We start from the raw sequence: 13,165 nt of genomic DNA on the forward strand, positions 1-13,165 counted from the left end.
CGGTGAAAGTGCTTCATATCGTGCAGCAAAAGCCATCGAAGACCGCATCCAAGCGCGTGTTGCAGAAGGTGTTTCGCACCAAGAAGCAGAATTGAAAGGCGTGGAAGAATTTGCCATCGAATGTTCAATTCTGAAAGTTGCTATTTCAGAAGATATTCAAAATTGTGCCGACGAAGGCATTCAAATTTTTGGCGGAATGGGATTTTCCGAAGACACTCCTATGGAAAGTGCCTGGCGTGATGCACGAATTGCGCGAATTTATGAGGGAACTAACGAAATCAACCGAATGCTTTCAGTAGGAATGTTGGTTAAAAAAGCAATGAAAGGTCATGTCGATTTGTTAGGTCCTGCAACAAAAGTAGCCGAAGAATTGATGGGAATTCCAGATTTTGACACTCCGGATTATTCTGAATTATTTGCAGAAGAAAAAGAAATATTAGCCAAGCTGAAAAAAGTCTTTTTAATGGTTGCAGGAAGTGCTGTTCAAAAATACGGCCCAGATTTGGATGGTCACCAACAACTTTTAATGGCTGCCGCTGATATTTTAATCGAAATTTACATGGCAGAATCTACCATTTTACGTACCGAAAAATTAGCAAAATCAAAAGGACAAGACCAAGTAAAAGCACAAATAGCAATGGCTCAATTGTATTTGTACCAAGCTGTTGATATTATCAATACCAAAGGAAAAGAAGGAATTGCATCCATGTCCGAAGGTGATGAACAACGAATGATGTTAATGGGTTTACGTCGTTTTACTAAATACAATAATTTACCAAATGTTATTGCTTTACGCGAGACAATAGCCTCAAAATTAATTTCAGAAAATGAATATTGCTTTTAGTTAATATAGTTTTTAGTTTGTGTAGAAAAAGCCGTTGACTTCATCAACGGCTTTTCTTTTTTCCAAAATTTATAAATTACATAAAAAAACCGCTTCACTAAAAGCGGTTGTACAATATAATGCCATTTAACTCAAGCCTACAAAGGTCTGCGTCCCGAAATTACACGAAGTAATACAATGATTACAGCAATTACAAGCAAAACATGAATTAGTCCTGAAGTTGCGATTCCTGTTCCTAAAATCCCAAAAAAGCCCAAAGCCCAAATGATTACTAAAATAACCGCAACTGTGTACAGTAAATTTCCCATAATGTCTGTTTTAATTGTTAATTTTTTAATTTGTTGAACCTTTTTTTCTCTACACTAAATTACTTATTCCGTTAAAAAACGTACTTACAAAATATTAGCTATATGTTATACAATTAAAATCAGTGTTTTATAACTTACAACAAAAAAAACGACCCTCTGAAAAAAATTCCAGAAGGCCGTCTCACCAAAAACAATTTAAAACAATCTTTAAATATCTTACAAAGGTTTTCTACCTTGTATAACTCTTAATATAACAGCGATTACAGCAATTACAAGTAAAACGTGAACAATTCCACTAGTGACAAATCCACCTAAAAATCCGATTGCCCAAATGATAATCAAAATAACTGCGACTGTGTACAATAAATTTCCCATAGCTTTTTTTATTGGTTTGTTATAGTACAAATTTCGTGTTTTTTGATCTTCAACTTGTTATATAATAAATTGAAAATGTTACAAAATTATTTATTTTCAATTTCGTACACTTCCTTTTGGATTTCAACCGCATAATCATTAGGGATAATTTTTCGCCCGTATCTAGTACTATAAATCTTCGTAAATTCTGCTCCAAAATAAAGAATAATGGCCGAATAATACACCCAAACCAATATAATCACAACCGATCCAGCAGCTCCGTAAATACTTGCTACACTAGAATTGCCAAGGTAAAATCCTATGGCAAATTTCCCCAACATAAAAAAGAATGAAGTAAAAGCACCTCCGATAAAAGTATCCCTCCATATCATTCTGCCGTCTGGTAACGTTTTAAAAATAATCGAAAATAGCAATGTAGTAGTCAAAAACAAAATGATTGTGTTTAAAATATAAAAAACATAAACTGTTAAGTCAGGAAAATAAAAAGCCAACCTTTCATTCAATACATCCATTACAGTATTTACCGTGAGACTCACAAGCAGTAAAAACCCAACCGAAGCAATCATCGAAAACGACATCAATCTATTTTTTACAAACATTACCAAACTTTTATTGGGTTTTGCTTTAAGCCCCCAAATATAATTAATAGAGCTTTGGATTTCTGCAAAAACGCCAGAAGCCCCGATGAGGAGCATAATTCCTCCAAAAATTGCAGCAAAAACATTGCTGTCCGACAACTCAATGTTTTTTATAGTATCTTGGATTACGGCTGCAGCATCATTCCCTACAAATCCATTAATTTGTCCAAAAAACTGACCCCTAACCGCTTCATCTCCAAAGAAAAATCCGGTGATTGATAATATAATGATAGATAAGGGCGGAAGCGAAAAAATGGTGTAATAGGACAAAGAAGCACTTAATTTTATCGCGTTGTCGTCTAAAAATGCGTCAAAAGAGTGTTTCAATAGTTGCCAAAAATTCTGAAATAACTGTTTCTTTCTCATTAAAATTGTTTTGCAAACAAAGTTAGTCGGTAAAACATAAAGTACATTATAGCGTTCTTATAAATAGTTATAACATTTTTGGCAGAGAAAAAATTACTTCATTACAAGAATATTCTTTTGGGCGTTACCCCGATGAAAAATCGGGGTCAGGCTTTCCGTTCCAATCTTTTTTGTGGCAGACTTGAGCTTTTGCAAACAGGCGAAGCCAAAAGCCACAAAAAAGGATTTCCACTACAATCCCTAACGCGGGACAGATGTACACTTCAATTATCCTAAAACATTCAACCCCTTTAAAAATTGCTTAAACCCAAAACTCAATACTAATTCAACCAATCTAATGGCTATTTACGATACTCAACAAAGTTAAATCAAAAAAAATCCCAACTTTTACATTGGGATTTCTAATTTATTCTAATTTCGAATTAATTTTCTGTACTTAATTCGTTTCGGTGTCAAGTCGCCACCCAATCGCTTCTTTTTATTTTCCTCGTATTCGCTAAAACTTCCTTCAAAGAAATACACTTCAGAGTTACCTTCAAAAGCCAAAATATGGGTACAAATTCGATCTAAAAACCACCTGTCGTGTGAAATAACCACGGCACAACCGGCAAAATTTTCCAAACCTTCTTCCAATGCTCGAAGCGTATTGATATCCAAATCGTTCGTTGGCTCATCCAGTAAAAGCACGTTTCCTTCCTCTTTCAACGTCATGGCAAGATGCAATCGGTTTCGTTCTCCACCTGATAACATCGAAACTTTTTTATTTTGATCGCTTCCTCCAAAATTAAATCGGCTCAAGTACGCTCTCGAATTAACTTGACGACCTCCCATCATAATGAGTTCCTGACCTTCTGAGAAATTTTCCCAAATGGATTTATTTGGATCAATATTCGAGTGCGACTGATCTACGTAGGCAATTTTCACAGTCTCCCCTACCTTAAATGATCCCGAATCCGTAGCTTGTTCGCCCATAATCATTTTGAAAATAGTCGATTTACCCGCACCATTGGGCCCGATAATTCCCACAATTCCCGCTTGTGGCAACGTAAAATTCAAGTCGTCGTACAACAGTTTTTCTCCAAAAGCTTTGGCCACCTTGGTCGCTTCAATCACATTCGAACCCAAACGAGGTCCGTTCGGAATGTAAATTTCGAGTTTCTCATCCAATTGTTTTTGATCCTCGTTCAATAATTTATCGTAGTTCTGTAAACGCGCCTTTTGCTTGGTCTGACGGCCTTTGGCTCCTTGACGTACCCAGTCCAATTCGCGTTCCAACGTTTTTCGACGTTTAGAAGCTACCTTTTCTTCAGAAGCCATTCGTGTTGATTTTTGATCCAACCAAGAAGAATAATTTCCTTTCCACGGAATACCTTCTCCTCGATCCAATTCTAAAATCCAACCCGCAACATTATCCAAGAAATACCTATCGTGCGTTACTGCAATCACCGTTCCTGAATATTGAGCCAAATGTTGTTCCAACCAAAGCACACTTTCAGCATCCAAGTGATTGGTAGGCTCATCCAGTAAAAGAACGTCGGGTTGTTGCAACAATAATCGGCATAAAGCCACACGTCTTTTTTCACCACCCGAAAGCACATTAATAGGTGTGTCAGGATCAGGAGTACGCAAAGCGTCCATTGCAATTTCAAGTTTGGTATCAATTTCCCAAGCACCTAAAGCATCAATTTTATCTTGCAAAGCGGCTTGTCGATCCATCAATTTATCCATTTTGTCTGGATCAGAATAGTTTTCTTCAAGACCAAATAAATCATTGATTTCATTATATTCTGCTAAAACAGCCATTGTTTCGGCAACACCTTCGCGAACAATTTCGATAACCGTTTTGGTTTCGTCCAGTTGGGGTTCCTGTTCCAAATAGCCAACAGTGTATCCCGGTGCAAATGTAATGTCGCCTTGGTAATTTTTATCCTGACCAGCAATGATTTTCAATAAAGATGATTTTCCCGAACCGTTAAGACCCAAAATACCAATTTTAGCACCGTAAAAAAAACTCAAATAAATGTTTTTAAGTACTTGTTTGTCGCTGCTTGAGTAGGTTTTACTCAATTTTTGCATCGAAAATATGACTTTCTTATCGTCTGACATAATTGTAAATTTTATTTTTAAATGACCACAAATATAACTATAAATACTGATTTGCTATTGCTATAAACACGTATTACTGGCGATTTTTCAGGCTTTCGCCAAAATCAAACACGGCCTTTTAACGCATTGAAAACCCACGCAATCGCAAAAAATCCAATTCCTACAGCGGCAAAGCCCCAGCCGGAAACATCACTGTATCTAAAAATCCCTAAGCCTATAAGCAATAGTCCCATCAAAGTCATTATGAAAGTTGCCCATCCTAAAATGGTGTTTTTATTCATTCCCATATCATTAGTTTTACCGCAAATATCGTAAAAAGGATAAAAGAACAAGAAATTCAAGTGCTTTTTTAAATAAATCATTTCATTTAGGCCTAAACTATTTTTAATAATCTACTGAAAAACAATAAAAAAGCAGGCAAAAAAGATGTTTTGCCTGCTTTAAACCATATACTAACTCAACTAAAGGGCAAAATTAAAACTTGTTCGATAATATTTTCTCCCTACAAATGGGTATTTTTTAGTTGAAAATCGTGTAAAGTAATGTTTTATATAATTCTTTATCGTTTAATGTACCGCCAACTCCTTTACTTTTGACATCAATATCCCGCAAAGCGGCCACAATTTGACTTACTTTTCGCATCGGATAATTTTTCAGTGCTACATCATAATCCGTTAAAAAAAACGGACTAATTTTGAGTGCACTCGCTACATTCTTTGGAGATTTATCTTTCAAACCGTGGTACTGCAACACTTTTGAAAAGAAACTAAACAAAATTCCTGTTACGGCAATTACGTTGTGATCCTTGGGGTTTTCGTGGAAATAATAGGCAATAGAATAAGATTTTACCACGTTTTTTTGTCCGATGGCTTTCTGAAATTCAAAAATATTGAAATCTTTACTGAAACCTATATTTTTCTCAATCGATGCGGGAGTGATTGTCGAACCGGGCGGCAGAATAATAGCTAGTTTGTCGATTTCATTGGCAATTTTACTCAAATCATTTCCTAAAAATTCAATCAACATTGCCGAAGCTTTCGGCTCAATATTCAAGTTTTTACCCGATAAAACACGCTTCAACCATTGGGGTAAAGCAGTGTCGTACAATTTTTTACTTTCAAATAAAAGTCCGTGTTTGGGCAACACTTTGGAAAGCGTCGTTCGTTTGTCGAGCGATTTGTATTTGTAGCAAATAACCAAAATCGTTGTAGGTGTAGGATTTAACACATAAGTCTCTAATTTGGCAATTGTACGAGATAAATCTTGGGCTTCTTTGACAATAACAACCTGATAATCGGCCATCATCGGGTAGCGTTTACAAGTCGAAATAATATCTTCGACTTCCACATCCCGACCGTACAAAACGGTTTGATTGAATCCTTTTTCTTCTTCGGACAACACATTTTGCTCAATATAATCCGATAATTTATCGATGTAGTATGGCTCCTCACCCATCAAAAAGTATATGGGTTTGATGCGTTTTTCATTAATGTCTTTAACAATTTTAATAATTTCGTCCATATTTTTTCAAAATTCAGGTTTAGCTTCGCTTTCTTCGTCTTCGCCTCGGGTCAAATTTAAAGTTGTGCTCTCTAAAGCTTAGAACCTGTAACTAATTTAACTATTTTTGCCTTATGCAACCACTACGATTTCCACCTTATCAGTTTCGTTTCAAAAATAGCGAAAATAAAGTCGCCATCTTTGACGAAATTCGGAAAAAGTTTATCATTCTAACTCCAGAGGAATGGGTACGCCAACACGTGGTTCGGTATTTACTATCCGAAAAAAACTATCCGAAATCGTGGATAAATGTTGAAAAACGAATTAAAATCAATGACTTAACCAAGCGTTACGACATTGTTGTTTTCAACCCCGATGGCTCGATTTTTTTACTTGTTGAATGTAAAGCGCCGGAAATAAAAATCAGTCAGCATACTTTTGATCAAATTGCCCGTTATAATTTGGCGTTAAAAGCCAACTATTTAATGGTTACAAACGGATTGGATCACTACTTTTGCCAAATGGATTTCGAAAATGAATGTTATCATTTTTTGCAAGAATTGCCTCATCCAAAACTTATTTAATTTACGAATTTACCATACAAATGAAAGTAGCTGTTGTCATTTTGAACTGGAATGGAGCTTCCTTACTGGAACAATTTTTACCAAAAATCATTGCTTATTCATCAGGTGCCGATTTGTACGTTGCCGACAATGCTTCGACCGATCGATCCATTGATGTTTTAAAAAGTCGTTTTCCTGAAATCAAAATCATTCAGAATCAGCACAATTTTGGTTTTGCTAAAGGGTATAATGAAGCACTCAAGTATGTGGATGCTGATGTTTACGCTTTGGTCAATTCGGATATCGAAGTAACACCCAATTGGTTGGAACCCATCCGGGAAGCTTTCTCCAATGAAAAGGAAACAATCATTTTACAGCCTAAAATACTCGATTTTAAAAATAAAAGTAAATTTGAATATGCAGGTGCAGCAGGTGGTTTTATAGATTCTTACGGTTATCCGTTTTGTCGTGGGCGTATTTTTGAAACCATTGAAAATGATTTTGGTCAATACAATAATGCCATCGAAATTTTTTGGGCCTCGGGAGCGTGCTTTTTTATCCGAAGTGACGCTTTTCATAGCTTAAATGGTTTTGATGTGGATTTCTTTGCACATCAAGAAGAAATCGATTTATGTTGGCGTGCTTTTAATAAAAAAATGATCATTAAATACATCCCGAATTCGGTGGTTTATCATATAGGTGGAGCAACTTTGCAACAAGGAAGTCCTAAAAAGACCTTTTTGAATTTCCGAAATTCATTGTTCATGCTGACTAAAAATGTACCTTCAAATAAACTGTTCTCAACGCTATTTATACGAATGGTTTTAGATGGACTTGCGGGAGTTTACTTTATTATTCAAGGGAAACCGCGGCACTTTTTGGCTATTTTAAACGCACATTTTGCATTTTACAGTCAGTTTAGGAAGTTTTATAAAAAACGTGAACCCCTACAACGCAAAAATTATTTCAAAACTAAATCTGTTGTTTTTGCCTATTTTGTAAAAAGCGGCAAGGTGTTTGGAGACGTAATTTAACAATAGTTTAGTTATTTAATCCCCGGCTAATCTCTAATTAACCCTAAATTTGTATTCAAATTAATAAAAAGAAACAATTATGAAAAAAGTATTTTTAACCTTATCATTAGTGGCTTTTTTGGCTACTTCGTGTGGTACGAAGAAGAAAATTGCAGAACTAGAAACAAAAAACAAAGAAATTCAAGACTTATTGAATACTGCTACTGTTAAATTAAATACTTGTCTGGCAGAAAAAGAAGGAATGTTGGGTCAATTGGAATTTTTAAAGAAAAATAATTCCGACTTAATCAACAATATGGGCAATATGACGACGCTTACTGCAAAAGGAGCTGAAAATGTGGAAAAAGCATTGGAAAGTATCAAAGAGAAAGATTTGAAAATCACTCGAATGCAAGACGCTTTAACGAAAAAAGACAGTGTTACGCTGGCGTTAGTTACTAGTTTAAAGCGTACAGTTGGTATGTCTGATCCAGATATTGAAATTAATGTAGAAAAAGGAGTGGTTTTTATCTCCATCGCTGATAAACTTTTGTTCAAAAGCGGAAGCTACGTAGTTAGTGATCGTGCGAAAGAAATTTTAGGAAAAGTAGCCAAAGTGGTTAACGACAAACCTGATTTCGAATGTATGGTAGAAGGTCATACGGATAATGTTCCGTTTACAAGTAACGGTACTTTATTGGATAATTGGGATTTAAGTGTAAAACGTGCAACATCAATTGTAAGAGTTTTGGCCAAAGAGCACGGTGTAAATCCAAAACGTTTGATTGCTGCAGGTCGTGGAGAATTTGTTCCTTTAGTTGAAAACACTTCAGCTGAAAGTAGAATGACCAACAGAAGAACACGTATTGTAGTACTTCCAAAAATCGATCAATTTTACGACATGATTGAAAAAGAAATGAAAAAACCATCAAAATAATTCCATTCATTGGAAAATTTCAAAAAGGTTTGAGGCACAGCTTCAAACCTTTTTTTAATGCCAATTTTGACCGAAAGTCGCACCGTACTTTTAGTAAAAAGATATACTTTTGCAAATCAAACTCCGCAACATGAACACTTTATTTGCAACCGATTATTCAATTGTTTTTAATAAAAATGCGTTTCCTGTTTTAAACCATTTTTTGGACGAAAATAAGTATTCCAAGATTTTTATTTTAGTAGATGAAAACACAAGCGAACTTTGTTTACCGGAATTTTTACCGCATTTATCCACCGAAATTCCTTTTGAAATTATCGAAATTGAATCTGGAGAAATACACAAAAACATTCAAACCTGTACCGAAATTTGGAGCGTTTTGACCGAGTTGGGTGCCGATCGAAAAAGCATTATCTTGAACTTGGGTGGCGGCGTCATTACTGATTTAGGAGGTTTTATAGCGGCCACATTCAAGCGTGGAATTGATTTTATCAATATTCCCACCACATTATTAGCAATGGTTGACGCCTCCGTGGGTGGAAAAAATGGAGTGGATATAGGAGTTTTAAAAAATCAAATCGGAACCATAACCAATCCCAAAATGGTTGTAATTGAAACCGAATTTTTAAGCACACTGCCACAGCGACAAATGCGTTCAGGATTGGCTGAAATGCTCAAGCACGGCTTGATAGCCGACCAAGAGTATTGGAATTTATTTCAGGATTTATCTCAATTAGATTTGAGTGATTTGGATGCTTTGATTCACAAAGCCATCGTTATAAAAAATCAAATTGTGCAACAAGATCCCACAGAAAACGGCATTCGAAAAGCTTTGAATTTTGGACACACTTTGGGACATGCCATTGAAAGTTATTTTTTAGAAAACCATACTAAATCAGCTCTATTGCACGGGGAAGCCATAGCTGTAGGAATGATTTTGGAAAGTTATCTTTCGCTAGAGCAAAATTTAATACATCCAGAAAACTACTTGCAAATAAAAAACACGCTGAAATCCCTTTTTGGAACTGTAGAAATCAGCGATAACGACCGCAATTCAATATGTGAATTATTGATTCACGACAAAAAAAATGAATACGGAAAAGTACAATTCGTACTGCTTGACGGAATCGGGAACGTTAAACTCAATCAAGAAGTATTAACTACTGTAATTATGAGTGCATTTGAAGATTATAAATCTTAATGTTTTTTTTGTACAAAAGGCTTGCATTCGGAATCATTATTTTTTTACATTTGTGCCAATGAAGAAAAGTACCTCCAAGTTCTCAAAACACTATTATAAAAAAAGGCTGAATAAGGCGATGCACCAACTTTGGCATCGTATTACAGTATCAGAAAACTTTTGGAGTATTTCGATTGGAAGGTATGAGCTAATTTTAAATGAAAAATTACCTATAATTTATGCCAATTTAAGGGTTTGAATTAAAGTAAACTTCGCTTTTAATTTTACTTTTAATCAAAATCTTTTTACAGCTCATGAATACAAAATATTTCGACTTAATCAACCAAACGTATTATTTTCCACAAACTGAATTTAACTTAAACAAGGACAATCATTTACAGTTTCACAATATCGATTTGATGAAATTGGTGGAACAATACGGAACTCCATTGAAATTTACCTATTTACCGCAAATTTCCAACAATATCAACCGAGCTAAATCTTGGTTTAGAAAATCGATGGAAAAAAACAAGTACGATGCAAAATATTACTATTGCTATTGTACGAAAAGTTCGCACTTTGAATACGTAATGAATGAAGCATTTAAAAACAACATTCATATCGAGACTTCCTCGGCATTTGACGTAAATATCGTCGAAAAATTATTGGAAACAGGTAAAATCAACAAGCAAACGCATGTAATTTGCAACGGATTTAAACGCGATCAATATATCGAAAACATTGCTCGATTGATCAACGGAGGACACAAGAATACGATTCCTATTATTGACAACTACGAAGAATTGGACTTGCTTCAAGGCCAAATTAAAGGAAAATTTAAAATCGGAATTCGAATTGCCGCTGAGGAAGAACCGAAATTTGAGTTTTACACTTCTCGTTTAGGTATTGGTTACAAAAATATCGTCGGATTTTACAAAAAACAAATTCAAGATAATGATAATTTAGAATTGAAAATGCTTCACTTCTTTATCAATACCGGGATTGCCGATACTTCTTACTATTGGAACGAGCTCGTAAAATGTATCAAAGTTTTTGTAGCGCTTAAAAAGGAGTGTGCATCTCTAGACAGTTTGAACATCGGTGGTGGGTTTCCAATTAAAAATTCATTAGCATTTGAGTACGATTACCAATACATGATTGATGAAATTATCAATCAAATCAAGATTGCATGTGATGAAGCTGAAGTAGATGTTCCAAATATTTACACCGAATTTGGATCGTTTACCGTGGGTGAAAGTGGCGGCGCGATTTACCAAGTTTTGTACCAAAAACAACAAAACGACCGTGAAAAGTGGAATATGATTGATTCGTCTTTCATTACAACTTTGCCCGACACTTGGGCCATCAACAAGCGATTTATCATGTTGGCTGTCAACCGTTGGAACGACACATACGAAAGAGTACTTTTAGGCGGAATGACTTGTGATAGCGATGATTATTACAATTCGGAACAAAACATGAACGCCATTTATTTGCCAAGATACAACAAAGAAAAACCGTTGTACATTGGGTTTTTTAATACCGGAGCTTATCAAGAAACCATTGGAGGATACGGAGGATTACACCACTGCCTGATTCCGCAACCCAAACACATTTTGATTGATCGCGATGAAAACGGAATTATAGCCACCGAAGTTTTTTCGGAACAGCAAACTTCCGAGCAAGTATTAGAAATTTTAGGCTACAACAGAAAATAGTTTCCTGATTTAAGTTTGAATTTTCAAAAAAAACCGTTTTCTTTGAAGCGAACTTAAGTTGCAAAAAAAAAATAGAAAAAAAGAGGATATGAGTAAAGGACCAATAAGTCAATTTATCGAAAAGCACTATTTGCATTTCAATTCAGCGGCTTTAGTAGATGCAGCAAAAGGTTATGAACAACAGTTAGCCAATGGCGCTAAAATGATGGTAACGCTTGCTGGGGCAATGAGTACTGCAGAAATCGGAAAGATTTTTGCCGAAATGATTCGCCAAGATAAAGTGCAAATAATTTCTTGTACTGGAGCTAACTTAGAGGAAGACATCATGAATTTAGTAGCTCATTCTCATTACGAACGAGTACCCAATTACCGTGATTTAACTCCAGAACAAGAATGGGACTTACTTGAAAGAGGTTTAAATCGTGTAACAGATACATGCATTCCCGAACACGAAGCGTTTAGACGTTTACAAAAGCATATTTATAAAATTTGGAAAGATGCCGACGATAAAGGAGAACGCTATTTGCCTCATGAATTTATGTACAAAATGCTTTTATCAGGCGTTTTAGAAGAATATTACGAAATAGATTTGAAAGACAGTTGGATGTACGCCGCTGCCGAAAAAAACCTACCTATAATTTGCCCAGGCTGGGAAGACAGTACGATGGGAAACATTTTTGCATCCTACGTAATTAAAGGAGATTTGAAAGCTTCTACTATGAAGTCAGGAATTGAATACATGACATTCTTGGCCGATTGGTATCCAAAAAATTCAGCTAATGGTGTTGGGTTTTTCCAAATTGGTGGAGGTATTGCAGGAGATTTCCCAATTTGTGTGGTTCCAATGTTGTACCAGGATATGGAAATGACCGAAGTACCTTTTTGGAGTTATTTCTGTCAAATTTCCGATTCGACAACCAGTTACGGATCGTATTCTGGAGCTGTTCCGAATGAAAAAATTACTTGGGGAAAATTAGACATTAAAACACCTAAATTTATTATTGAGTCCGATGCAACCATCGTGGCTCCCTTAATTTTTGCTTATTTACTAGATTTATAAAAGAATTGTATGAAGAGAGTTATTGTTGATTATGCCAAATTAACGAACGAAATCCTAAACCTTTTGGTGGAACGATTTCCAGACGGATATGATGATTCCCATATTATCCGATTTAGAAATGCGAAAAATGAGCTTGTTGAAGCTGTTGAAGTAAGAACAGAAGACACGATTTATCTGGTAAAAGTCAGTACAAAACTAGCAACTCGCTTGGAAAATTTTGACGAAGACGACGAAATCGATGATGTAGTAGCACCATTGGAACCTATCAAAGGAATTGATATGGGCGACGATGACTTAAGTACAGACGACGACGACGACGACGATGATATGGTCGACAAACCTGAATTTGACGATGAGGATGAAGATCGAGACGAGCCTTCAACAGAGGATGAAGACGACGAAGACGAAGACTAAAATTAAAAGGAACTGTAAAAAGTTCCTTTTTTTATACAGGTTTAATAGTCAAAAATAGTTGGTAAAACAGCTGTTAAGCATTATAAAATTTGACGTTTCCAAAAGTTTATTGAAATTCGTTTCAATAAACTTTTTTTATTTATGAA

General features: G+C 35.5%; 14 protein-coding genes. 8 read left to right on the forward strand and 6 right to left on the reverse strand.

The annotated features are described in order from the left end of the window. A partial coding sequence (locus tag ACIQ2X_RS07650) for an acyl-CoA dehydrogenase family protein (RefSeq protein ID WP_396178339.1) occupies positions 1-844 on the forward strand: 844 nt, incomplete at its 5' end. Between the two features lie 137 nt (positions 845-981). Here ACIQ2X_RS07650 and ACIQ2X_RS07655 read toward each other — a convergent pair. The 6 genes from ACIQ2X_RS07655 to holA form a co-directional block, all read right to left on the reverse strand. Further along, positions 982-1,152, reverse strand: a complete 171-nt coding sequence (locus tag ACIQ2X_RS07655; RefSeq protein ID WP_396178340.1) for a lmo0937 family membrane protein — start codon at positions 1,150-1,152, stop codon at positions 982-984. A gap of 216 nt (positions 1,153-1,368) precedes the next feature. Next, positions 1,369-1,557, reverse strand: a complete 189-nt coding sequence (locus tag ACIQ2X_RS07660) for a lmo0937 family membrane protein (protein WP_396178341.1) — start codon at positions 1,555-1,557, stop codon at positions 1,369-1,371. 56 nt (positions 1,558-1,613) lie between these two features. After that, complete coding sequence (locus tag ACIQ2X_RS07665; protein WP_396178342.1) at positions 1,614-2,531, reverse strand: YihY/virulence factor BrkB family protein; 918 nt, start codon at positions 2,529-2,531, stop codon at positions 1,614-1,616. A 411-nt stretch (positions 2,532-2,942) separates the two neighbouring features. After that, complete coding sequence (gene ettA, locus ACIQ2X_RS07670; RefSeq protein WP_396178343.1) at positions 2,943-4,637, reverse strand: energy-dependent translational throttle protein EttA; 1,695 nt, start codon at positions 4,635-4,637, stop codon at positions 2,943-2,945. A gap of 104 nt (positions 4,638-4,741) precedes the next feature. Continuing rightward, positions 4,742-4,924 (reverse strand): CAL67264 family membrane protein, encoded by a 183-nt coding sequence (locus ACIQ2X_RS07675; RefSeq protein WP_396178352.1) that lies wholly within the window; start codon positions 4,922-4,924, stop codon positions 4,742-4,744. A gap of 232 nt (positions 4,925-5,156) precedes the next feature. Beyond that, on the reverse strand, positions 5,157-6,158 hold the full coding sequence (gene holA, locus ACIQ2X_RS07680) for a DNA polymerase III subunit delta (RefSeq protein ID WP_396178344.1): 1,002 nt from the start codon (positions 6,156-6,158) through the stop codon (positions 5,157-5,159). Positions 6,159-6,271: 113 nt separating this feature from the next. Between holA and ACIQ2X_RS07685 the strand changes: the two genes are divergently transcribed. The 7 genes from ACIQ2X_RS07685 (at position 6,272) to ACIQ2X_RS07715 (ending at position 13,019) form a co-directional block, all read left to right on the forward strand. Further along, on the forward strand, positions 6,272-6,721 hold the full coding sequence (locus ACIQ2X_RS07685) for a type I restriction enzyme HsdR N-terminal domain-containing protein (protein WP_396178345.1): 450 nt from the start codon (positions 6,272-6,274) through the stop codon (positions 6,719-6,721). Positions 6,722-6,741: 20 nt separating this feature from the next. Further along, positions 6,742-7,734 carry a glycosyltransferase family 2 protein gene (locus tag ACIQ2X_RS07690; RefSeq protein ID WP_396178346.1) on the forward strand — a complete coding sequence of 331 codons (993 nt, stop codon included), beginning with the start codon at positions 6,742-6,744 and terminating at the stop codon, positions 7,732-7,734. A gap of 79 nt (positions 7,735-7,813) precedes the next feature. Further along, a complete protein-coding gene (locus tag ACIQ2X_RS07695) occupies positions 7,814-8,650 on the forward strand; it encodes a flagellar motor protein MotB (protein ID WP_396178347.1) in 837 nt (278 codons plus the stop codon). A gap of 130 nt (positions 8,651-8,780) precedes the next feature. Next, entirely contained in the window at positions 8,781-9,848 is a 1,068-nt protein-coding gene (gene aroB, locus ACIQ2X_RS07700; RefSeq protein ID WP_396178348.1) for a 3-dehydroquinate synthase, read from the forward strand. A 293-nt stretch (positions 9,849-10,141) separates the two neighbouring features. Beyond that, positions 10,142-11,545 carry an arginine decarboxylase gene (locus ACIQ2X_RS07705; RefSeq protein WP_396178349.1) on the forward strand — a complete coding sequence of 468 codons (1,404 nt, stop codon included), beginning with the start codon at positions 10,142-10,144 and terminating at the stop codon, positions 11,543-11,545. A gap of 88 nt (positions 11,546-11,633) precedes the next feature. Next, a complete protein-coding gene (locus ACIQ2X_RS07710) occupies positions 11,634-12,605 on the forward strand; it encodes a deoxyhypusine synthase family protein (protein WP_396178350.1) in 972 nt (323 codons plus the stop codon). Positions 12,606-12,614: 9 nt separating this feature from the next. Beyond that, a complete protein-coding gene (locus ACIQ2X_RS07715; protein ID WP_396178351.1) occupies positions 12,615-13,019 on the forward strand; it encodes a DNA primase in 405 nt (134 codons plus the stop codon). Positions 13,020-13,165: the final 146 nt, after the last annotated feature.

It is taken from the genome of Flavobacterium sp. (assembly GCF_044368625.1).
Taxonomy (GTDB): Bacteria; Bacteroidota; Bacteroidia; order Flavobacteriales; family Flavobacteriaceae; genus Flavobacterium.

Bases quoted from the DNA above. Each gene is read 5' to 3' on its own strand.
- aroB (WP_396178348.1), top strand. From the start codon at position 8,781: ATGAACACTTTATTTGCAACCGATTATTCAATTGTTTTTAATAAAAAT.
- ACIQ2X_RS07690 (WP_396178346.1), top strand. From the start codon at position 6,742: ATGAAAGTAGCTGTTGTCATTTTGAACTGGAATGGAGCTTCCTTACTG.
- ACIQ2X_RS07715 (WP_396178351.1), top strand. From the start codon at position 12,615: ATGAAGAGAGTTATTGTTGATTATGCCAAATTAACGAACGAAATCCTA.
- ACIQ2X_RS07675 (WP_396178352.1), bottom strand. From the start codon at position 4,924: ATGGGAATGAATAAAAACACCATTTTAGGATGGGCAACTTTCATAATG.
- ACIQ2X_RS07685 (WP_396178345.1), top strand. From the start codon at position 6,272: ATGCAACCACTACGATTTCCACCTTATCAGTTTCGTTTCAAAAATAGC.
- ACIQ2X_RS07710 (WP_396178350.1), top strand. From the start codon at position 11,634: ATGAGTAAAGGACCAATAAGTCAATTTATCGAAAAGCACTATTTGCAT.
- holA (WP_396178344.1), bottom strand. From the start codon at position 6,158: ATGGACGAAATTATTAAAATTGTTAAAGACATTAATGAAAAACGCATC.
- ACIQ2X_RS07705 (WP_396178349.1), top strand. From the start codon at position 10,142: ATGAATACAAAATATTTCGACTTAATCAACCAAACGTATTATTTTCCA.
- ettA (WP_396178343.1), bottom strand. From the start codon at position 4,637: ATGTCAGACGATAAGAAAGTCATATTTTCGATGCAAAAATTGAGTAAA.
- ACIQ2X_RS07665 (WP_396178342.1), bottom strand. From the start codon at position 2,531: ATGAGAAAGAAACAGTTATTTCAGAATTTTTGGCAACTATTGAAACAC.
- ACIQ2X_RS07655 (WP_396178340.1), bottom strand. From the start codon at position 1,152: ATGGGAAATTTACTGTACACAGTTGCGGTTATTTTAGTAATCATTTGG.
- ACIQ2X_RS07695 (WP_396178347.1), top strand. From the start codon at position 7,814: ATGAAAAAAGTATTTTTAACCTTATCATTAGTGGCTTTTTTGGCTACT.